This is a genomic window from Calyptranema fuscum S582 (genome assembly GCF_055793305.1).
In genome coordinates, this window is sequence record NZ_JBSLYH010000077.1 from 1 (window position 1) to 23838 (window position 23838).

The following is a 23838-nucleotide window of genomic DNA, read 5'->3' on the forward strand; positions in this document are numbered from 1 at the left end:
ACTGCAAACCTCGGTCTAGGAATGCTGCAAAAAGATCTGCTTTGGCTTTTGGGTAATGCTTAACTAAATACGTTCCGTCAGTCATCCGGCTTGCGCCTTGATAGGGCGGATTCCCAACCACCACATCATAGGCATTCTCTTGAACCAGCCGAATAAATCGGATTCCTGCGGTTAACTGTTCTCCTCGCAGCCGCAAACCTAAATCATCTCCGCGAGTACAACGAGCCAGAAACGTTTCGAGTTTTTCGAGCAGAATGTCTTTGCGGTTAGGAGTATCAGCAATTGACGCTTGAGAGTCAACCGTTGGCTGAGGTAGTTCAGCAAACAAATCAGTTTGAACCGGACGGATAAGGCTTTTTTCGTACTGGGCGATCGCCTTCTCCACTTCGCGATCGATCTTCAGCAGACTTCCCCACTGATCTGCTCCCTTCAACGCCTGCACAATCTGATTGGTCAACTCCTCTGGAATGCCCGTTGCTTCCCGCACTTCCCGCCGCAACTCTGCCAACGCCGGATCATCTTCTGGCAAGGCAGACAAATTCAAGTCCGAAGCAACCAAATTCACTGCTTTGAGTTCTGCCTTTGCACACAGCGACTTTGCCTTCAGAAACAATGCTGCTGCCGCAATCTGTACCGCCCGCGCATCAATATCAACCCCAAACAGATTGTTTGTCAGAATCGATTCCACAATCTCCTGGTCGCTCCAATCCTCTCCCCGATGTCGTGCTTCCTCCTGATACAGCGCAAACAACAACCCAAAGGCAATCACCAGAAAATGTCCTGATCCACAAGCTGGATCAAGGATCTTCACCTCTCGGATACTCTTGGGAGCATGGGCGATCGCGGCTTCCGTCAGCGGTTGGGGAACCCAATACTTCCAGCGTTCCTCCGCCTCTGTCTCGATCGGCATCAACTCATCCAGGGCAACCTCACCCTTTTCCTGCTTTTCTCGCCAGACCTTACGCCGTTCCTCCAGGCAATCGAGCGTTCCATCCGCCTGTACCTCTGCCGTCCAACCCTGTGCCTTACAGATTGCCAGCCACATCTGCCCCAAACTGTTGTGCAGCAACCACTCCACCATGTAGCGTTCGGTGAACATCTGAGTTTTGCTGGCAACCTCATGGGGTTCCACCTTGCCCCCCGCATTCAGCTTGGCATCCAATTCTTCCCGTTCCGGGTCATTCCAATACTGGTACACCCAACCCAGGGTCGTATCATCCAACCAGGCATCCTGCAACGCGGGATCATTCAACGCCTCGATCATAACCCTTAGCATACTCGCCGGGACTGGAAACAGCGAAGACAGCCTGACTCTGCCAAATAACCCTGGCATCTCCAACGACAGTTCATCGTAAAGCAGTTGCAGCAGTGTTCCGAAGCCCTCTGTCTCATCCCGGCACAAATCAGGCGCAAAATCCTGGAACTCCCGATAGCCCTTGCTCTGCCATCCACCCGTCACAATTATCGGCTTGATCGCCCCGATCGCTTCCATCTGCTTAATCACCACCAGACGGTTCAACAACGTTGCCGCTGCTAGCTTCTCAGCCGTTCGCAAATGGCGATTCTCCTGCGGAGAGGTTCCACCAATGCGGATCGCATCCCGATCGGGATTCTTCCCCTTCACCTCTGAGCGAACCTGCTCATCGAGCCATTGCTCTAACCGTTGCCGCTTGACCTGCTGCTCCTCTGCCAACCCTGCCTTGGCGATGGGCAACGACAACCGATAGGTACTCTCCACCGCGTTATGGATGTCGGTGAGGAGGCGATCGCGCAAACTACGAATCGTCGATGAAAGTTTGGCTTTGGCTTCAGGGGTCAGATGAGACATTGGCAAATAATTTGGCAAGATCGCCAATACAGATTTAAGGGCAACATTTAATTCAAATTCTGCTCACAAGATCGAAAGAACTCTCGAAGAATACCCAATAAAATCGACATTTCACCAATGCCATGTAGCAGCGACTCATATACCTTTCCTTCGGTTGTGAACTTGTAAAACTTCCAGCCCTCCCCATTGGTGACAATGCCGTAAATATCAATGGAGCGACTAAGCTGCTGATTCTCCCACTGGCAGGCTTGCATTGCTACCAGACATTGAGCAACCCCCTGTTCAAAGTCATCTTTTTTGGCTTCAATCACACACACGAACGGTGCTTCCAAATAAGCCCGTCGTTCTGCCAAAAGATAATCCACATTGCCACAAACGGTTTCCCCTTCTACATAGGCTCCCTTCCAAACCTTCAACCGTTCAAACCCTTCTAAACCTTCTTCGCAAATGGCATCAATCAGCAGGGTTTTTGATACTTCAAAGCTTTCCAGGTCAAACCGTTTTAAGCGATCGAGTCGCTGCTGGAAAAAGCCACTGATGGGCACAGGTTCAGCCGCGATTGTCCAGGGATATAGCTCCGTAATTCCTAGATGCTTAAATGCGTCTTTGTAGCTGAAACTAGAAAAACTGCGCTTTCGTTGCTGAGTTGCCTGGGTCATGATAGTTCTCCCGCCTCATTTAACGAAACTTCTCCTTCATCTAGCCTACTTTCAAGCTCAGGAATTTGATCCGCCATCAAGACAACCACCTTGTCATCCTTCCAGACTGCAATCGACTCCCCTAACTTGCGATGGCGTTCGATGGCGTGGGCGATCGCTGCTTTGACCCCAGCCTCAATCTTTTGATGCTTCGATTGAACGTTGTCCTCAATCATTTTTCCTCCCACAAGTCTTCAAGACATCTCGCTATACTTCTTCCACTCGTAGACAAGACGCACACAGACATTAGGCTTCCCTTCCAGTTGGCTCAATAACCGTTCCTCCAATTGCGTCACTAACGCCTTGACCTCCTCTGGGGTTCTCACTTCTCGACCGTTCAGATTCAGCGGCAACTGAATCACCTGCTCATCCGTGACAGAGGAGATAGCACTGTCTAACGTCAGGTTTGCCTCCTGCTCTGCCTCTTGAAGCCGCAACACGACAGAATCCCGTAATTCCAACAAACTAGGACTGAACGTATCCTGCGTCGTATCGTAAGCCGCCTTACGGACATGGCTCAAAACCAGGTCAGCTTTGTCCTCACTCAGCTTAAAGAATCCCTGCCGCTGCTTCAGGCGTTGGCGAATCGTTTCCGCCTGCTGTTCTTGTCGCTCAATCAACCCCAGTCGTACCGTCTTATAGTGCTGCTCAATCGCCTGTAAATGCGGTTCCAAACTCACAATATCCCGCCAGGGGCGATCCAGTGCTAATTGTTCCTCAACAGCGGTAATTGCCGCTGCAATCTCTGCGGTTTGCTTCGTTTGCTTTAGTTGAGCAATCTGGCGATCGCGCACTGCCACCGCCCGTGATACGGCTGCAACTGCTTCATCGGTTAGATCCGTTAGCGAAACGCCCAACTCCTGTATGCCATCCCGCAGGGTATCCAGATGCTTTTTCACTGCCAGCACTGTATCTTCAATCTGCCGTGATCTTACGCAGTTTCCGATAGCTGTTCGCAATTTATCCAGCTTCTCTGGAAAATCGGGACGATTTGGTAAACGGCTGTAGCGTTGTTCTAAATCTTGTATTCGTCGAACTTGAGGTGGAAGGTAATTGAAGGCGGCATCTGCGATCGCTTCTTCTTCCCGATCCAAATCGACTCCCAAAGATTTGCTAAAGAACTGACAGATCGCAACCTTGTCCCGTGCTGTCAGCCCGCCGTCTCCTCTGGGTAAAATTTCCGCCCGTCGAATGTCGCGATCGCGGGTAAACAGGTTCTCCACATCTGGGTCTTGAATCGAAGTAATTTCCTTCCCCGACTCCGGACGAATACGAATCTTCTTTGCCCGTAACAACCCAGCCAGACAAGCCCTTACAACATCTGCTGAATAACCAAACGGTGGTCCCCCGAAATAGCTCAGCAGCACATTTCCTACGATCCCGTTTTGATCGACAACATATTGCTCAATCCGAGATGGCACCTGACCGCTACAGGTCGGGCTGTATTTCCCAGCATCCAATTCCAAAATGCCCAGCCCATCTGCCATGAACTTACTGGAGGGACCTGAAAGCGTCTTTTGCAACAGTTGCTTGAGTTCTGTTGGCGTGATTGGAACATCAACATAGTGGTTGTAGAGTTCTGGCAGCACGCTTTCCCCAATCCGCTTAAGGACGGTAGCAAACGTATTGCCAAACTGGAACTTGTCAAACGATCGCCCCCGGAAATAAATCTCCCCATCCATAAACGCCTGAGCTACCGCTTCCTTGACCTGGTTTTCCAGGTTGTCACATCGGTTCTGCTCATCAAACACCAGGCGTTGTTTTTCTCGCGTGAGGGATTGGGAGCGAGTGGCATATTTAGTTAGCATGTGTCGCGATCGTACCAGTTCTCTGACTAGACCAGGAAAACGGTCGGGTTTGCCCACGACCCAAACGAGGCGATCGCGCAAGGAACCCGTGTCGCTTTGTGGCACCCACACCGTTGAACTGCGCTCTTCCTGTGTCCCTAAATTACGGAAGTCCACAGTAATGACTGCCAGTTCATTCGGCGATTGCAGCCGCTCATCCTGCCGTTGTCGCCCGTCACTGTAGTAGGCTGCCCACCGGAAGGTATTGCCCTTATATCCCGGACGTTCAACGCTTCCCAGTAACTCCTTTAGTTTCTCGGTCACGATCAGGCTGATCGCATCCGGGATGACACTATAACTATCCCGCTCCCGTTGCCATTCCTGCCCAGCCGAACTCTGAATCTTATAGCCCAGTTTTTCAGAGTAGGACAGAAGATTGAGATTTCGCAGTTTCTCCAGGGCGGCTGAGATAACAGGTTCCTGGTTGCCATTACCCAGACATTCATAAAGGCATTTGCTCACCAGTTCAGCCGTCGTGGTTTCCTGCTCCTGAATTAGCTCCAGTAGCGCAACCGCCTTTGCTGCCCTTAAAGCATCGCGATCGCTCACGACCTCTTCGTGGTTAAACAGTCGAGCCAGCGTATTCTGCACATCCGCATCTAAAGCGGACTGCTGCACTTCATAGATATGCTCCAACGTGATCAGCGCCCCAACGGACTGTTCTCCTAACCGCTGTTCCCGGAAGAGTTCGCCCAATAATTGCAACAGTCCCCGAATGGCATGATCGTCCCCCTTGGCTCGACTGGAACGAGTGCGGAGATTGGTGGTCACCTGCATCAGCAAGTCCACGTACCCTGGCAACATCGGGTACGTTTCCAGGAAATCTTCCTCTGTGATGGACTCGCACTTGTAACCGTAGAGCTTAAGGCTGCTGCGATGCTGGGCAAAGAGCGATCGCAATTCAGCTTCTTTGGCAGGTGCTTTTTTCAAAAGCCGCTTATGCACCACGTCGCGAATATTCGTCGGAGCTAAGTGAACCCGCAGTTTGGGCGGAAATCGGTCTTTCAGCTTGCCAATATTGCTTTCATCATCACTGTCTTCTAGTTTCTGCTGTCCCGTTGCCAACAGCCATACCCGCCCCTTTAACTTCTGCCCCAAATCAGACACAAACGACTGAAGTGCCAGCATCCGGTTCGTGTTCTGATAGATGTACTGGCTGACTTCATCCACGACAATAAATAATGTTTTGCCCGGTGCCCGTTGGTTGAGCATGGCAATAATATCCTTGGTCGTCTCAGCCACCGAGGTGCCAATACCTGTGCGTGTCCCTCCCCGACTATCAAACCAACTTATGGGATCAACGTAACGGTTGGGATTCATGACATGCATGACTTCTGAGAATGACTCGTCAGCATCTCGATTACTCTTCACCAGTTCCCAGGGTTGCCCTAAAGTCTCTTCCGCGCAGGCAAGAAAAGCATCCCACTTGCCATCCAATTCCAGACTCAACTCATAATCCGCGACAAAATGGCTAACCGCACAGTACCCTAACCGCCGCTGAATTTCCCGCTTCACCGCTGAGTGGATCTGCTCGTCATCCCGTGCTACCGCCCCGATGTCAAACACGACGGCGATCGGATCAATCAGACCCCGTAATTGTTGCCATGCCCTTTGAAAATCAGCCGTTTTGGGCGAATCATCTCGCGCCAGCAACGCCTCTGCCAGTTCACGTCCATCTGGTAATTTCAAACCATCCAGGGCAAGTCCCAGCAGTTTCGCAAAGCTCGATTTACCTGAACCGTAAAATCCTGAGATCCAGGAGGCTGGAAGATCGGCTCCGGGCGATCGCTGAAGTTCCTCCGCTAAGGAGTTGAGCAATTTAACAAACTGCTCATGGATTCCAGCTTTGACCCGGTTGTAGCGAGGGTCGCCTTCGGGGTAGCCACCGGTAATGATGTATTCTGAAACCTCCTCCTGCACCTTTGCCGGATCTTGCTCATGGAAGTAGACCACCGGAGCAATATTGCGCGTGACATCAGCAGCAAAAATCTCTTTGATTAGCATGGCGGGTTCGATAGAGGCTCAACATTACGAGTAAATACGCGGGCGATAGTCACGATCCGAAGCCAGTTCTCCCATGAACGACAACGCTTTTAAGTCACGCCGTTCACCAGGGTAGAGGAGCACCACAGGTAAGTTACGAGTTTTTCCATCAATGTGCTTCAGCAAAGCTGAGGAGCGGAAGAAGGGGTACAACGCTCCAGCACGACACAGTAGGATCAGGGTTTTATTGGCATCACCTGGATGAGCCGCAACAAATTCATCAATTAACTGAATGACATCTTGAGCGATGCCATCTGGACCCTCGATATAAAGGGCAATTTTGTCATTGAGATAATTCAATGCCCGTTCTGGGTCTTTTGTGTAGAAGCGTTGCTCGGTACGAATCAGGCTATCGAGAACCCTTTTTTCCTCAGATTTTAATCGGTTGAGCAGAAGTTGATGCAATGAAATGGCTTGTACATTCCACCCCTGCGCTTTCAACTCGTCTGTCAAGTTGCGAATCCGCTGCCGCAGCTTAAACTCCTCACGCGGATCGTAAGGCAGAATTGCAAAGCGGTAGTTCCGCATCGTACTAATTCGGGGACCTCCTTCATCCAGCAAATCTGCCCGAAGTGCCTGGATCGCAGAATCAAGAGACGCATTCTCAAACAGCGTTTCCGTCATGATTCATCCCCCTCCGCCTCATTCCAGGTCAGCCCCAATTCTTGAATTGCCCATGATTTCAAATCGGGGTACTGCCAGTTGAACTCATGCAAATCGTTCATTCGGCTGAATGACAGCCCCGGTAGCCGCCTTAGACGTTGCTCTAAAAATCCCTCACTTAAGCCAACCGATGCCAGATAAGGATTATCCAGAATGGTGCCTTCAAACGATAATCCCCGCATTAGATAAAACCAGTAGGCAAGCGCCTCATCGGTAACTTTGGGATATTTCAAACTGCGAGTGCCAGAATTCTCTGAACACAACCCAGCATCCGTCGCCGACGCAATGAGTCCAGTTGCCATACGCTGGATCGTGGCACTCGACCAGTCTGCCTTTAAGTGCTGGCTCACCCAGCGAGAAACCCCGTCGCGATCGATCCCAGCATTCGACTGATACCGTCGCTGCTCCAAAAAAATACCTGTAAAAGCCCGATAGGTTGGGTCGGCAAGCTGCATGTGCCAGTGGCAAATATTCTGCCGCGTCAGTGCATCACTCGGTCGCCACCGTATCAGCACATCCAGCGCCACTGGATAGGCATCATATCGATGCTTGAATTCAGCCAACAAACGACGCACCCGATCCATACTCTTGCTGCCAAACCAGCGTTCCTCAAAGGCAACCGTTGCCCGTTTATCTTTGGGAGTGTCCAGCTTTAAGTGTTCCCAATAGGCTTGGCTTTCCTCAACAGCAAGGGAAACGCGCAAAATTCGCGTATGAAACTCTAAGACTTCCTTGCCCCACAAAGATTTAGCGGCAATGACCGGAACAGCAGCTTGACTGGAGGATTGAGGTGCCATAAATCTACATCTTCTCCAGACGATAGAACGGCAACGGGTATTTATCCGTCAGCGGTAGCAAAGCAGCCGTCAGATTTCTAGCCATCAACTCTAGAGAATTGGGAACTTGACCTTTAATCTCACGCCCTCCTGGAACGACCTGAAAATCAATTGACTGGTTCGGAATACGAATTGCCTCCTCAAAGCCAGCTTTTGTAAACTGACTCCCCAAATCCAGGGAAAGGGGGAGTGCCTTGGCAGGAGATGTACCATTGCGCTTGTGTTCAAGCAGGCGATCGTCTAACTGCTCATCAACCGCAAATCCCCAAAAGAATAGCGTACAAACTCGGTCAGGCTGCGCCATACCCTGCCGTAGTTGCCTGTCCTGGGCGATCGCCACTCTCCTGACCGCCTCCAGAGATGCCCACTCGTGAGTTTTTGGAAATAGCTCCTGAAACAAGTAGCCGCCCCCGGCAGGATCAATTAAATCCGTGCGCCACCAGTCCAATCGCTTCGGTTCACATAGCCCCTCTCCTGCCCAAGCTACGGACATTTGAAGTGTGAGGATCGCATCAAGGGTACTTTCAGTCATGCTTGTTGAAGAACATCCCTAACCAACATGGCACACGCCATGCCTATCATTCCCAACTCACCGAGAAAATACGGAATTTTGTTTAGATTTTTATCAACCCTTCACATGCTTTTACTCTTAGACGCAAAATTTTCTTTCAGTTAATATTGTTCGTCTTCTACGTTCCAAATGTATTTTTCACAGGTTTTACAGGCTGCGATCGCAATCTCACGCTGCTCCAGATCTTCAATTGATTCGGGGTTGGTGAAAACAGGATGGTAGCGAAGGCGATCGCAGCAGATTTTAAGCCATATTCGTCTATCAACTTGCCACAGCCTCAGATTGCCATTGGAGCTTCCACTAACAATCAACTCATTCTTTGGGTTAAAAGCAACTGAGTTAATGATGTCAAACCTGCCAATATCATGATGTAAAGGTTCACTAACAGAATTGCCATTGAGATCCCACAAACGTACTGTTTTGTCATTACTGCTACTAGCAATGGTTTGACCATCAGAACTAAAGGCAACGGATGTAACAGGAGCTAAATGTCCTTGAAAAGGATTGCCGATAGGTTTACCTTTAATGCTCCACAGTCTCACGGTTTTATCACGACTACCACTGACAATTAATTTCCCATCTGGGCTAAAAGCAACTGAATAGACAAATTCAGTGTGTCCTTCAAAGGGCTCACATATGAGATTACCATTGAGATCCCATAAACGTACTGTGTGGTCATCACTACCACTAACGATCCACTGTCCATCTGGGCTAAAGGCAACTGAGCAAATACCTGCTTTATGCCCCTCTAACCTATTGCTGATAGAGCACTCTTTAAAATTCCACAACACGATTGTTCTGTCACGACTACCACTAGCAATCAACTGTCCAGATGGACTGAAAGCAACCGAGTACACACCATCATCGTGACCTTGTAAAGGTTCACCAATAGAATTGCCATCGAGATCCCATAAACGTATTGTTTTATCACGACTACCGCTCACTATTAATTTGCCGTTTGGACTAAACGCAATTGACTGAACACGGTCTTCATGTCCTTCAAATGGATTGCCAATGGGATTTCCTTCAAGGTTCCAAAGTCGAATTCTATTGCCATCACCACCACTAGCTACAAGTTTTCCATCCGAACTAAAAGCAACTGAGTAAATGTCTCCTTCATACTCATCTGATACTTGACTTAGGCGGTCATCTATAAGATCCCAAAGCTGTACAAGTCCTTCGCTACTACCAGCACCGAGTGTTCGTTCGGTTGGGCTAAAAGCAATCGAGTGAATGTAACCTTTCTGGCTTTGTAATGGTTTGTCAATAGGATTACCTTTGATATCCCAAAAACATATTGTCTTATCGTAACTTCCACTGGCTAAGCGTTTTCCATCTAAACTAAAGATGATTGAGTAAATATCTCCGTAATGTTGTCCCTTTAAGGGTTTACCAATAGGATTACCCCTAAAATCCCAGAAGCGTATTGTGTGATCACTACTACCACTAACTACCAGTTGTTCATCTGCGCTAAAAGTAACTGAGCAAACAGGTTTTTCATGTCCCTCTAATGGATTGGCAATAAGCTGACCTTCAAGATTCCACAATCTCAGGGTTTTATCACTACTACCACTAGCAACGATCTGCCCATCTGGACTAAATGCAACGCAAAGAACCGAATCTTGATGTCCTTCAAATAGTTGACCTGTAAAGCCTTTTTCAAGATCCCATAATCGAACTGTGTTATCGTCACCACCACTAGCAATGGTCTGCCCATTTGGACTAAAAGTAACCGCAAGGACTGAACCTTTATGTCCCTCTAATGGCTTACCCACGGGATTGCCCTTAAGATCCCAAAGCCGAACTGTATTGTCGCTGCTGCCACTAGCAATTAGTTGCTTTTCATGATTAAAAGCAACTGAATGGATCCATCCTCGATGTCCTCGAAGAATTGCAATTAATGATCTTTCCTTGACATCCCATAATCTCAATGTTTTGTCATAACCCCCACTGATAATGATTTTCCCATCTGAACTAAATGCAACTGAATAGACAGGTCCATCATGCCCCTGTAAAGCAATTGGAACTCTAGCCAATCTCATTACTCGATGCAAGCTAATCTGCACTGGAGGAAGCATTTCTTCTGGTAAATCATCCAGATTTTGTCCTACTGCATGAATTGCTAGAATGAGGCTATCAAGAGATTGTACAGACAGCAAATCTTCTACTTTTTTTGCCTTTTGTCGTAGCTCTGCTTTTACTCGTAGTTCTTTGGTCTGTCTGCTCTGAATCTCTCTATGAGTAACGCTACTTTCTATGAACACTTTTTCTTGAAAATTCAACCAGCTTTCAGGTAAGGGTAATATCTTCTCTAGCTGAGAGAGCCGATCGCCATCGGGTAACAATAACCCGTCAGGACGACTATTCCTGTTCCAATCGTTTGCCTGTGCTGTCAATCTTTGCTGCAACTCTAGGGTTTCCTTTGCTTTTTCCTCATTTATCCAATCCTGCAAGGTTCCCCAACCGCGTACTAGAAAATCGTGGGCAGGTTCAACGTAAGGTTCTCCAGTTTCCATTTGTCCTTTGACAAGTAGACGAGCACTCACGAGGCGATCGACCACCTGCTTAACCCGATCGCTCTCTTCTTGAGTCGGATAAATCAATTCAGAATCAGGAACCCGTCGTCGTGCGGTTTCTCCGCCTTCCAGCGTCAGCATTCGCAGCATAATTCGCCGCATCGTTTGTTGAGCGGCTTCACCCAGCTTTGAGTCTTCACCTAGCTTGTGATATTCCTCGTTCGCTCTGCGCGTGAGAGAACCAGCAACACCCCCTTCCTTATCAAACTCGGTATCAATAGTGAGGGCGCGATCGCCTGTTTCTCGCTTTCTCCATTTCTCGGCAAGTTTGAGGTAGAGTTCGCTGAGGGTAAAGGAGAGCAGGGGTAAGGCTCCCGGCATTTGTCCCACTTCATCGATCAAGCGATCGACCAGGTTGGTTGGGTCAAAATAGAGCGCCATCTCGGAGGCAGGTCCTTCGATCGCTTGTCGCAGTTCGTCCGATCGCATGGCTCTTACGGGAAACCGTGCTTTTGTCCAATAGGATTTGAGGATTTCGGAGTTGAGGAAGCGGGGTTCAAAGTCTGAGCGAAGGGTAACGACGATACGGAGGTAAGGTAGGTTGGCAGTGAGCGATCGCTCTAACAAATGCAGAAATTGCTGCGACTCATCGGGGCGATCGTCTGAGTTACCCATCTGTTGGGTTCGGCTGAGGGTTATCAGTTCCTCAAACTGGTCGATGATGAGCAACAGATTGACATTTGGATTCTGTTGACTCCACTGATGAACGATCTCAACAAAACCGTTGGAATGAGTCTGCAATTGCTCACTTAAAAGATTAAGAGATTCCTGGAATACCTGTTTTAGCTGCTGTTGCTCAGATTCCTGATTCGGTGAAGTTTGACAAAGGGCATAGATTAACTCGAAATGCTCGACAATGAGTTGCTGCTTCTCAATCGGTGTACCCTGTTCCCAGCTATGGAGTAGTTGGGTAAAGTGCTGAGCATCCTGCTTCGATCGCGCGATTGCGCTGCTATTTTGAGGAGATTGTTTAGAGAGTTTCCGCACGGCATCATTTAGCCGTTGAACCTCGTGCTGGAGATTCTGGCTCAGAAAGTCTAGAGCAAGCGGTGGAACTGGATTAGGGGATTGGGCGATCGAGAATAGGGTTTTGGCAAGGGTAGTAAAGGGAGACTCACCGGGACGCATGGGAGCAAGAATTTTCCATTGTTGCTGTGGCTCTTGCTGCTGTTGCCGCAGGTAGGGAATCAGTCCCGCTTTAACCAAGCTTGATTTGCCGGAGCCGGAAACGCCTAAAACAACGGTAAGCGAATGGTCAGGAGTCGTAACACGATCGCACAATTGTTCGATGAGTTCCTGTCTGCCGAAGAAGAAGCGGGCGTGCTGCTCCTCAAAAGAATTCAAGCCACGATAGGGATTGTTGGCTTCATTAACAGGGTCAGCTTTACTGAGGCTATTGGGATCGAAGTTGGGGTCGTGAAAGATGTATTCGCCGCGATCGTGCTTCTTAAGGGGATAGATACCGGGAGTTTGTCGTTCTCCAGAGCGAGTTTCTACGCTATCACGAAGGTAGAGGTAGAGTTCGGAAGCTGTAATCACGCCATCTTTGGTCAGGTCAGCTTTTTTGTAACGAATTCCTTTTTCGTTAGGAACACCCTCTTGCAAAGCATCAAAGAGTGCCTGAGCGAAGGGAGAATGGAGGATGGCTTCTTGTTGAGATTTGGTGCTGATGCCGCGTTTGTCGGTGAGGAAATCGAGGGCTTCTTGATTGTGGGCAGTAGAGGTGATGACTTGCCAGGCGGGATAATCGATAAAGCGATCGTAGTGTTCGCGGTGAAGGGTTTCGGGAAGGGGAATGAGCTTACGAGTGCTTGCCCAACGAAAAGTTCCGGCGAAGCAGCAATCGAGGATAATCAGCAGGTGATGGCAGGGTAGGGCGATGAGGGCATCGTGGAGTACCTGCATGGACAGGAAGTTATTGAATTCTCCTGGTTTGGGATTAGGGTTGGCATCTTGAGGCAGAAGAAATCCTCTTGGTCCATCATCGCTTTCGAGGGGCATCCCGTGTCCAGCGAAGTAGAAGAGCAGGCGGTTTTTTTCACCCGATCGCAGTTTCTGAGGTAATTCCTCTAAGAGCAGGTGGGTAAGTTCTGCAACAGTAGGTTTGCGATCGGTTTCGTCTGTGATTAGTTCGACCTGATATTTGTAGTCTTTTGCCAGTACATCAGCCAGTTTTTCAGCGTCAGGTCTTGCAGTTTTTAGTTCTGCAATGTTGTTGCGATAGTTGTTGATGCCAATGGCGATCGCCAGATTCTGGATAAAGCTACTTTCCTGTCTCTTTCTAGCCCAGCTGTTGTTCACTTACTCATCTTATTGCTTCACCTAAAATTTATGATTCTAAGAGTTGAGATCAAGCCTCGAAGCTAACTGAAAACTTTGTCCATAGCTCATCCCATTCTCAAACTTTTGTTTGCATTACCCACAATAAATAAATTCTAACCAAACATTAGCTCGCAAGCACGATTTAGTAAAGCATCTAAGTCTAAATTCAACAGGATGGCGTTTCCACTTCCGCCTGCCACTGCCAGTACCTTAGCATCTGAGCTAAAGTTTGCAGCATACATTCCAGTAAAGAATCCCAACGAGAAGGTTTTGACTTCTCTACCTGTCTCTACGTCCCACATTCGCATTGTTTGGTCGCTGCTTACTGTAATTAGTATACTGCAATCAGGGGTGAAGATTGCCTTCCAAACATGATATGTATGCCCCCTCAACGATCTAATCTCCTTACCATTCGCAACATTCCAAAGCCTTACTGTTCCATCCTCACTAGAAGTTGCCAGCATTGTCCCATCAGAGCTAAAGCTGACGCTGTGGACGCTTTTTGATGGATTAGCCAGAATGTTAATTTTTTCTCCAGTGAGAATATCTCGAAGTATTACAGTATTATCCTGGCTTGCAGTTGCAAGTATTTTGCAATCTGGGCTAAAGCTAGCCATAGAAACAAATGCTCTATGTCCTCTAAATTCTCTAAGTTTCTGTCCTGTAAAACTATCCCAAAGTCTTACAATTTTGCCACTCGTTGTAGCAATCATTTTGCCGTTAGAGCTAAAGTCTATACTCCTGATACTCGATTTACCCGAATGACTACCCAGAATTTCAGGTTGCTGATTTGTTGTAATTTTCCATAGCCTGATTATTCCATCATCACAACCAGTCACAAGAGTCTCACCATCAAAACTAAATCCAACACAATGAACCGATGCCGGATGCTTAAAGGTTCTGAGTTCCCTACCAGAGGAAACTTCCCATAATTTCACTGAATCCTCAGCACCTGTTGCCACCATATCAGTATTGCGGTTAAAGCAAATATCCCAAATAGTCGATGAGTGTCCTTTGAGCCTTATACTTGCTCGATTAACAGCTGTATCCCATACTTTTACAGTAGCGTCTTTACTTGCTGTAATCAATATTTTGCGATCAGAACTGAATTTAATGCTAGTTATCGTGTCTGAATGTGCACGAATGTTTCTAAGTTGCCGACCTGATGCAACCTCCCACAAAAGCACCTCGCCTGTTATATTACCTACAACAATCATTTTTCCATCAGGGCTGAAACATGTAGCTGAACCTTCGGCGTTTAAGTGGGAGAGACTGTCATTAAGACGCTGAATTTCTTTGCCAGTGGTAGTGTCCCACACATTTGCTTCTGATCCAGTAGTTGCAGCTACTATTTTTTTATTGTCAGGACTGAAGGTTATACTCCTAACTGAGCCATACTTGCTATCAAAAGTGTACAGTTCCTCTCCATTGGTATTCCATAGTTGTACTTGTGTTCCTGCCCCAAAAGCAATCATTTCACCATTGGGGCTGAAGCTTATCGGAGCCAAACAATCTTCACCCTTTATAACCCTAACTTTTTCTTTAGTAACTATGTCCCATAATTCGACTGCTGTTCCATTATTTATGGCAAGAATCTTGCTATCAGGACTAAAGCAAATGCCTCCTCGGTAAGACTTAACTAATAATTGAATTGGCTGACCTGAAAATGGATCTTGTATTGTTGTCACAGTACCTGGTCGTGGTATTGATAACGCAAGCGATTGGCTCGAAATTACATCCCATAGTGTTACTGTGCTACCTGATCGCAGTATGAATGCCAGCGTTCTGCCATCAGGACTGAAACTTGCATCCTCTATCTCATCCGAAAAGGTTTCAGCAATATTAGAACATCTAATTTCATTAGATGTAGCTATGTCCCATACTTTTACCATACCATTAGCAGTTACAGTTAAAAACTTTGTACCATCTGGAGTAAAACTGCTACTAATAATCCCGGATAAGTGACTATAAAAGCCTTTTTTCTCAACCCCCTGAGATTCATCAACAATTTGTTGAAATGTGAATAGAACTGAAGTACGAATACTCGCTTTTGTGTTTTGTGCAGCATGTAATCGTTTTCCAGCTTCTATGATCGTTGCCAGTGCATATTCTGGGTTGTTTGATAGAAAAAGTGCTTCTGCATTCACCTTTAAACTATCGATTTCAGCATTAATTCTGCGCGTCTCAGCATCTTGCCTTCGTTCCTCCGAAATTCGAAGTTGTTCTTTAGTTCGTTCAAGTTCGTTCTCCCTTTCCTTTAAGCTTTCCTCTATAAATTCCTTCTCTAGTTTGTTAATCCACGGAGCAGACGTTAGGAGGATATGTTTTAACGTATCAAGACGGGGATCGCGAGCCCAAAGGTAATTAATGGTTCTATGATTTCTATTCCAATCGATTGCAGCGGGTGTTAACCTTTGTCGCAGTAGTAGATCTGCTCTCTCCACCTCAACCCATTCCTGTAACTTGTTCCAACCGTAGATCAGGAAATCATGAGCTGGTTCTATATAAACTATTGACTCTATGTAAGCCTCGTCTGTTATTTGCCCTTTAACTACTAAGCGTGCGCTAACCAAGCGTTCAACTACTGTCGAAACACGGTCGTCCTCTTCCGTGAGTGGATATTTTAGTTCATCTATCGGAACTTTCCTCCGTGCCACGCCTCTCCCCTCACTCGCTACCATCCGTAACAATACTCGTCGCATTGTTGACTTGTGGTTCTCATCTAATGCTTCATATTCTTTTGTTGCCCGACGAGTTAACGAACCAGCCACTCCCCCCAATTTTGTGTAATCTTCCAACTTCAACGCCCGTTCTGTACTGTTAGACTCCCTCCATCGCTCCGTCAGACTGATATAGAGTTCACTCAACGTAAATGAGAGCAACGGCAACGCTCCTGGCATTTGCCCCACTTCATCAATGAGTTTTCCGACTAAATCTGGTGGTTCAAAGTATAGAGCTTGCTTCAGGGCAGGTCCTTCGATCGCCTGTCGTAGTTCATCCGAAGTCATCGCTCGAACTGGAAACCGTCCTCTTCTCCAATGTGCCTTTAATGGTGAATCCAAGAAGCGGGGTTCAAAATCCGATCGCAGCGTCAATATAATGTGCAAACGACGACGATGACTTGCCAGAGCAACCCTCAGCATTGTCAGAAAGGACTGCCATTCCTTGTCCATCTGTGGATTGCTCTGATGCTCCTGAGCCATTGTAATTAGCTCTTCAAACTGGTCAATTACCAACAGAAGCTTCGTGTATGGTTGCGTCTGGCTCCAGGTTGCAATGACTTGGCTCAAATAGTGGTGATCGTCCTGCAACCCCCCGGTAAGCTGTTTGATCGCACGTTGGATAGATACGCCTAGTTCAACCAGTGCTTCAGCAGAATAGTGCTTTTGTAGTTCCTCAAAATAATCTACGACTAACAAGAGCTTTGCTTCGGGTGTAGCATTGCTCCAGGCTGTGAATAGCTGGGTAAATGTGTTATTAGGTTCTGTTCCTGGTTCGGTTGGTTGGCTCTGTTGAGTGCGATCGCCTTTTGTCCCTGGCTTTGCTTCAGGCTGAAATATTGCATTCAAGCCCTGAAGTTGATTAAGCTGTTGAATTAGATTCGGGTAAGCGATCGGCAATAAGATGCGGGCTAAAGCTGTAAAGGGAGAATCACCAGGACGCATTGGATCAAGTATTTGCCACTGCTGGGATTGCTCATCTTCCTTGAGTTTCTCACGCAGGTAAGGAATAAGCCCTGCTTTGACCAAACTCGATTTCCCTGAACCAGACGCACCCAGTACGATCGTGAGCGATCGCGTCGGTTGAGAGAGACGTTTGTATAGGTCTTCAATTAAGGCTTTACGACCGAAGAAGAATCGAGCATGTCGCTCCTCAAACGACTCTAAGCCTCGATAGGGATTGTTGCTGGCATCCAGTGGTGGTGCAGGAGTAAGGTTTTCAATGGGGTTAAATCCTGGTTTAGTAAAAATGAACTCACCGCGATCGAACTCAGAACGCAACGACCAGAATCCTGGGGTCTGTCGTTCGCGAGTATCCTCATTAACAAATTGATCGACGTACAAATAGAGTTCAGGGGTAGTAATCACCCCATCGTTGGTGAAATCTGCATTGAGCTTACCGTCTATATATCCCAGTCCTTGCAGTAACGCCATTGCAAAGGGAGAATGGCTTTTCCCTGGAACAATTCCCCGTTGATCGGTTACCAAGTCCAGGGCTTCCTGATCGTGGGCAGCTGATGCCAATACTTGCCACGCTGGAAAACGAATGAAGCGATCGTAGTGTTCACGGTGAATGCGTTCAGGAATCGGAATCAGCTTACGGGTTGCCCAACGAAACATTCCGGCATAGCAGCAATCAAGAATCACCAGCAAATGATGACAGTCGATCGCCTTGAATGCGTCATACAGTTCCTGCATAGGCAGGAAGTTTTCAGACTGGTCTTGCTGAGCATTCTGAAGATTGATTTTGGCATTTTGCGGAATCAGGTATCCGGCTGGGCTACCATCCTTACCCTTGCGCGTAATGCCATGTCCAGCAAAATAAAACAGCACATGATCGCCCTTACGCACCTTCTGAGGCAATGTCTCCCAGAGCAACGTCCGAATGCCTTCATAGGTTGCTTTCTCGTCAAACAACTCCCAAATCTGCGAGTATTTGTATTCATCTTTAAGCAGTGTGGCGATCGCTTTAGCATCGTTAACGGCTGTGCCTAAAGGTTTGATGCCATTTGCAGGGCAATAGGCATTGATACCAATGACAACAGCAAAGTTGTTGCGGGGGGCAGTCATAGGCTAAGAGTAAACAGAACACAGTCAGGTTCCTCCTAATCTAACTGCCATCTTTAGTGATGGTTCCTACATCTATATTTTTCTTTATTAGTTTAGTTTCTGTGCCAGCAAAAACTTTGTTTTTCTAGGCTGGATAAGGGCTTGGCTCACAAATAAGCTCCCATCCAATCGCATTAGGGAGAACCTGACGGATTGGTTGCGTACCCTTTGGATACCTAGCTCAATTAGCGATCGACAAATTGCGAATTAAGTCTGTTTCTCCTTCCAGAGTACACAGGATTGACTTGTAGGTAATCACCGCATCCTGAACTTTACCTTGTGCCTATAAAACCTATCCTGTGCAGTTAAGGAGTAGAAGGGGTGCGATCGCTTTAGTTCTTTAGCAACTTTCAGCGCAGTAGTATAGGCACTAAGTGCACTCTTATGATCTTGTGATGTGAGTGCGATCGTCACTTAATTCACCAGAGATGCAACTTTAGCATTGCGATCTCCTGGATTAATCTGAATATTTATTTGCAAGATGCTCCATCAACATCCGATGGAAAAAGACATAACCACCCCCGATTTTTTTCATCAATAGGCGATCTGAAGCAAAGTCAAGGAACTTAGCATAGTTCCAGGAGATACGACCTTTTTTATAAAGTATCCGGCGGAGTATGAAGTGTTGGATACAGGCAGTTCCGCCATATTTCAACCCAAAAAGCAACCCAAAAAGCAACCCGAAAATCAACCCACCAATCAGCCCATCAATCAGCCCATAAATCAGCCCAATAATCAACCCAATAATCAACCCGAAAATCAACCCGAAAATCAACCCAACTAAGAAACTGTTTCTTCGGGAATTACGAATTCCCTGATTTGAAACTGTTCGCTGTTCTATTTCAGAACTATCTAGTCCGCCACCTAGTCCGCTAATCAGCCCATACAGCAGCCCCAAAAACAGCCCCCAAAGCAGTCCTCCAAGCAGCCAACCATGCTGCCCATAAACTAGTCCAGATACCAGTCCGCCAATCAGCCCAGTAATTAGACCTAGACTAATACCAGTAAGCAATTCACGTATAGCCCTAGATTTAGTCCTTTGCCATGACCAACTGAGCTTCTCTAAGGGGGATATTTTGTTGGGTAATCCAGTAATAATTCCACCAATAATCCCACCAATAATCCCACCAACAATTCCATTTTTCAGCCCAACAGTCAACCCTGCATCCAGCCCATCATTCAACCCAACAACCAGCCCCAAAATTAGCCCCAAAATCAGCCCAGAGGTCATAATAGCTCTAATTCGATAAGCAATTTTCTCACTACGATTCTTGAGCCAGTTAGGCTGCATCTTCTCAATCAAAAACACCGTTTGCCTTTCCTGCACCATCCGGCTCGCTAACCAACTCAGCCAGTACAGCACCTTGTCTTTGGGATATTCAGAAGTACTCCCCCTCTCCAGTCGGCGATCGATGTAGGTATCAAACAAATGCTGGTTGCGATTTGAGGTTGAGCTGAGTTCCTGCTTCAACTGGTCTACTGCCCAATTCTGGTAGGCTGAACTCATCAGGTTCAAAATCAACGGGGTTCGAGCAAATTGCTCCAGATCAGGGTTTTGTTTAAGCAATGCTTTTAAGCCTGTGAGAGATCCGCCCACACCATCTAAAAACTCATACACTTGCTTTAACGAAAAAGGCTGTAAGCAAAGGGCGCTACTAATTTGGAGGCGATCGGTCAGAGCTTCATAATCCTTGACCCGACTACAAACCGCTATCTCGATTTTTGGAAAATCACCAATAAAAACGTTTAAAGCACGAACACAATCATTACGATATGCTTCTCTGACTTCATCCAGTCCATCCAACAGCAGAATGAGTTGGTGGTCTTTGATCCAGGGATTGCTCAATGTCTTTGGCACCTGATACTTGTCTCGTAATTCATCAATCAGCCAGTCAAAAATCTTCTGTTTAGGATCTTTTGCCCAAGAGGACAGATTAAACACAATGGGCATGGGTAAGCTCAAGTTTTCCTCACTGCGCTCAATCAGACGTTCTGCCAGTTGTAGGAGGGCGATCGTCTTTCCCGCTCCTGGATCACCTAAAATTAGCAGCGTCCGCCCTTGTCCCATTTCCTCATAGATTCGAGTTGCTCGTAGTTCCTCATACGAGTCATCCAGTTCTAAAGATAATGCTTCAATCCCTTGAGACAAATCTGCGATCGCATCTGGACGGGCTTTTAGATCAAGGTTAAGGGCATCAACGCCCTGAAGGGAAGGCTTGAGAAATCCTTCAATCCAGAACTCTCTGACCTTGTTGACTAAAATTTTGCGCTGCGTGTATTCCGATTTTGTTAGATTTGCTGCACTGTTTGATGAAAACTGTCCAAAGTTGTCATAGGCTACTCTCGCTTGGTCTTTGTATTCCTTGCGATCAACTTCTTGTTCAACCTTCTCAGCAAAACCCCCTGGAAGCATTGACGGTGCTGATGAAATTGAAGGCTGAATTGCTTCAGGGGAGCTTTCTTCCAATGGAATACTGGATTGGCTTTTCTTCCGCAAAACTGGCTTTAAGTGTTCTGGCAGTGTAGGTTGAGCAATGATTGGTTCGACAAGTTCAGCTTTTCGGTAACTTCTTGATCGATCCGAACGAGCAGTGGATGCTTTTAGAAATTGGAGTTGAATTGCATTACAGCCCAATTCATAGGCTCGCTCAATGGATTCCCCGTAGCCCAGTCCCTGGTAGAACCCTATTGCAAAGATGTAAGCTGCCTTATCAAGAATCTCCTCACTCATGCCGATCGCGTAGTTGATGTGGGCAACAACTGCTTCTGCCTGATGATCACTATCACAAGCATTGAATACAGCACAATCCAGATGATTTGAGAAGATTTTGAAGAGTACCGCCAATGCTTCTGTGCTTACAAACTGTTCTCGCCCATTCTGATCCTGGAGAACTAATCCTTGCTCCCCTGCTCCATGCCCACAAAAATGAACAATTTGCGGCTTATGTTCCAGGAACAATTCTTGAAGCTCATCTGGACTTACAGCCAAAGCAAGCCTGACCTCGAAATTTCCAAGACGTTGTACAGCTTTGATCAAATCTCCAACTTCTCGTTCGAGATTGAGATCGCGTCTTGGATTAGAAGATAAGATCAGGATTTTTTGTGCCATCTTCTCAGCCTACTCTGTCAAATCAATTATTCCTCTCTTAAAAAATAGCTCATTGGGGTTTTAGTGTTTGCTCATTCCTTACTTAGATTGCTCCTTGCCATAGAGTTCGTAAAAAGCCTATAGATGCACAACGCCTTGCAGATAGCAACTAAGGCAACCAAGCGCTAAGTGCACCCGTCATTAATCAAGAAGTATTACCCCAAGCCCTTGCAATTAAGCACAAATGAACTATACTGTTTTAGTACATCTGTACTAAGTCCGGTTTAATTTCTTCTCTTCTGGGTGCATGCTGCGGTTACAAGTTGTACTACTCAAGAGGATTTACTATGACAGAAGCAAACAGCAAACCTGCCAATTCTCAGAGTTCATCATCTCAAACCTTGGTGAGCCTTGTAATTGAGAAACAGCGTGAGGAATACTTGCTCAGACAACTCAAGCGCCGCTAAAGCGCAACAAGTTCAAAATCCATAACCTTTCCGGATGGTTAATGGCTGCTTAGAAAAATTAATTGAAAGTTCTTTTGAGCAGCCATTATGACAGCACAAGACATTGCTTCCTTGGTTCGAGAGCGCGCTCTTTTACAACTTGCTCTGAAAGGTATTGGACAGATTATTAACAGTGCTAACCTCATCTACTCTCAGAAAGAACAAATGATTAAGAGTATTATGACAACTATCAACGATAAAAATCTTGAGCACCATGAGAAAGAACAAATCATCAAAGGTATTTTGAAAGGTGCTTAAGATTTAGATTCCTAGCCTTGATGAGAAGAACTTCAAAAGCCAAAATCCAGAGAGAAATACGTTAAGCTTTGAAGTTCTTCTAAATCGTTGTAAATAATATTGTTAGTAAGTAATCGAATCGCTCGGATATCAATCGTTTGGCTTCTTGATCGAATCTTGGTAGTATTCTTTTCTTTATGCCTTCAAAGGCAGTTTGATAGACCTCAGAAGATTTAATCGATGGCATCACTATTGGATCATCTAATAAATCAAAGGAATCAGACAGTAGAGAGAAGTAAACAGACTCAATATATTTTTCGACTTCCCACTGAAAGTCCTCTTGCTCTTGTGCAGATAAATCTTTAAATACGTTGGAATGCTTTGTTTCTGCATAATTCTTAGCTTCCTGAGCTAAGCGTCTTTCGTTCTTTTTAAGCCATTCCAGTACCTCTTTTATATGAGTCTCGGTGGTTTCTTGCAGCTTACTTTCTTGCTCTGAAATCTCTCTATCTAAAATTTCTATGCGTGCCTGGGTAGCAGCCTCAGCAGCTAAGTAGTTAGCATCAGAAGAGGCTTTTTCTGTGGTTTGGCTTTGAGTTTCTAATAAGCCTTGCCGTTTAAGCAGAATAGGAATTAGATACTCACCATTATTTCGTTCCTCTGTGTTAAGGGGAACGAGTTTGCGTTGATGCGCTGAAGATGTTGCTGGTGTATTGAGATGGATGGCACTACAAGCAAAATTAAAAGCGAATTCATAGGATTTGCCAGCACCAAGGGCATCATAAAAGGCAACCGCAAATTCAATGGCTGCAACATCTGTAATTGCCCGACTCATACCAATCACATAGTCAATGTGCTGAACGATCGCCTCAGCTTGTATCTTTGAATAACAACCATTCAACACAACACATTCAACTTGGTCTGCAAACAAATGAAACAAACTAGCGATCGCATCGCCATGAATTAAATGGATATTGCCTGCATTATCTTCAAAGGCTAACCCCTCATCACCCTCTCCATGCCCTGAGAAGTGGACAATTTGAGGCTCCTCTTCTAACATAGCTCGTTGAAAATCCCGTGGACGCACAGCCCATCGTGTGGCAAGCTTGAAGTTGTCGCGATACTCAGATCGCCTTAATCCCGCCTCTATATCCCGAAATTCCTCATCCAAGCGAAGTTGAGCCGTATTTTTGGGATTGGCAGCCAGAATGAGAATTTTTTTCATGGCGATCACCCAGATTAAGTAAGTCTTAAGTCGAAAATTATACCTACTCCAGTTTAATCTGCTATTATTCTCACCGCCAGTCAGTAATCTACCTGTAGGGGTGGAAAGAGGCGATCGCTTTAAATCTTCAGCCTATTTGAGAATGGCAGAGCTTATATTTGCCATGTTGAATGGGTTGTGGGAGAGAGCAAGAGGGAGGGCAAGAAGCTAATCAAAAGCATTCTTGAACTGATTAAGCTTGCTTTTGAGAAGCAATGTAAGTCCTCACTACAAGAAGTCAAGTACAACAATCGACCTAGCCTTGAGAAGAAGATAATCAGCACTTTTGAGAAGATCAACAAATGGTCAGGAGTAACTCATTGTGAAATTTCTCAGGAGTACCTTGAGTTGAAACTCAGGGAACTTCATCTTAGGTGTGAGTTAGAGGAGATAAAGCAAAAAGAGAAGGAACAGCAGCAAGAAGCTCGAAGACAACAGAGGGAGATGGATAAAGAGCGACGGGAGAGCGAGAAAGCCAGGAAAGAACTTGAGGAAGCTGAGGAAAAGAAGAGGCTACATCAGCAGGAGTT

13 protein-coding genes are annotated in these 23838 nt (G+C 46.5%); 2 read left to right on the forward strand and 11 right to left on the reverse strand.

Annotation, left to right across the window (positions count from 1 at the left end):
* The 10 genes from pglX to ACR6Z4_RS29920 all read right to left on the reverse strand — a co-directional run.
* On the reverse strand, positions 1 to 1828 hold a 1828-nt coding region (gene pglX / locus ACR6Z4_RS29875; protein WP_479721004.1), incomplete at its 3' end, for a BREX-6 system adenine-specific DNA-methyltransferase PglX.
* Between the two features lie 47 nt (positions 1829 to 1875).
* On the reverse strand, positions 1876 to 2487 hold the full coding sequence (locus ACR6Z4_RS29880) for a hypothetical protein (RefSeq protein WP_479721005.1): 612 nt from the start codon (positions 2485 to 2487) through the stop codon (positions 1876 to 1878).
* The gene (locus ACR6Z4_RS29885) at positions 2484 to 2702 is read right to left on the reverse strand and encodes a hypothetical protein (protein ID WP_479721006.1); all 219 of its coding nucleotides are present in this window, start codon (positions 2700 to 2702) and stop codon (positions 2484 to 2486) included. Before ACR6Z4_RS29885 ends, ACR6Z4_RS29880 begins: the two co-directional genes overlap by 4 nt.
* Before the next feature lie 18 nt (positions 2703 to 2720).
* Positions 2721 to 6377 carry a BREX system P-loop protein BrxC gene (gene brxC, locus ACR6Z4_RS29890; protein ID WP_479721007.1) on the reverse strand — a complete coding sequence of 1219 codons (3657 nt, stop codon included), beginning with the start codon at positions 6375 to 6377 and terminating at the stop codon, positions 2721 to 2723.
* Between the two features lie 24 nt (positions 6378 to 6401).
* Positions 6402 to 7040: a DUF1788 domain-containing protein gene (locus tag ACR6Z4_RS29895; protein ID WP_479721008.1), complete on the reverse strand. Its 639-nt coding sequence runs from the start codon at positions 7038 to 7040 to the stop codon at positions 6402 to 6404.
* Positions 7037 to 7876: a hypothetical protein gene (locus tag ACR6Z4_RS29900; RefSeq protein ID WP_479721009.1), complete on the reverse strand. Its 840-nt coding sequence runs from the start codon at positions 7874 to 7876 to the stop codon at positions 7037 to 7039. The genes ACR6Z4_RS29895 and ACR6Z4_RS29900 overlap by 4 nt, the downstream gene beginning before the upstream one ends.
* A 4-nt stretch (positions 7877 to 7880) precedes the next feature.
* Positions 7881 to 8447 (reverse strand): BREX-6 system BrxE protein, encoded by a 567-nt coding sequence (gene brxE, locus ACR6Z4_RS29905; protein WP_479721010.1) that lies wholly within the window; start codon positions 8445 to 8447, stop codon positions 7881 to 7883.
* Positions 8448 to 8587: 140 nt separating this feature from the next.
* Positions 8588 to 13363 carry an nSTAND1 domain-containing NTPase gene (locus ACR6Z4_RS29910; RefSeq protein WP_479721011.1) on the reverse strand — a complete coding sequence of 1592 codons (4776 nt, stop codon included), beginning with the start codon at positions 13361 to 13363 and terminating at the stop codon, positions 8588 to 8590.
* 134 nt (positions 13364 to 13497) lie between these two features.
* The gene (locus ACR6Z4_RS29915) at positions 13498 to 18174 is read right to left on the reverse strand and encodes an nSTAND1 domain-containing NTPase (protein WP_479721012.1); all 4677 of its coding nucleotides are present in this window, start codon (positions 18172 to 18174) and stop codon (positions 13498 to 13500) included.
* 496 nt (positions 18175 to 18670) lie between these two features.
* Positions 18671 to 21322 carry an NACHT domain-containing protein gene (locus ACR6Z4_RS29920; protein ID WP_479721013.1) on the reverse strand — a complete coding sequence of 884 codons (2652 nt, stop codon included), beginning with the start codon at positions 21320 to 21322 and terminating at the stop codon, positions 18671 to 18673.
* Positions 21323 to 21855: 533 nt separating this feature from the next.
* Here ACR6Z4_RS29920 and ACR6Z4_RS29925 point away from each other — a divergent pair.
* On the forward strand, positions 21856 to 22065 hold the full coding sequence (locus tag ACR6Z4_RS29925) for a hypothetical protein (RefSeq protein WP_479721014.1): 210 nt from the start codon (positions 21856 to 21858) through the stop codon (positions 22063 to 22065).
* 79 nt (positions 22066 to 22144) lie between these two features.
* Here the strand turns inward: ACR6Z4_RS29925 and ACR6Z4_RS29930 are convergent, their stop codons facing one another.
* On the reverse strand, positions 22145 to 23269 hold the full coding sequence (locus ACR6Z4_RS29930; RefSeq protein ID WP_479721015.1) for a CHAT domain-containing protein: 1125 nt from the start codon (positions 23267 to 23269) through the stop codon (positions 22145 to 22147).
* A gap of 177 nt (positions 23270 to 23446) precedes the next feature.
* Here ACR6Z4_RS29930 and ACR6Z4_RS29935 point away from each other — a divergent pair.
* A partial coding sequence (locus tag ACR6Z4_RS29935) for an SNIPE associated domain-containing protein (protein WP_479721016.1) occupies positions 23447 to 23838 on the forward strand: 392 nt, incomplete at its 3' end.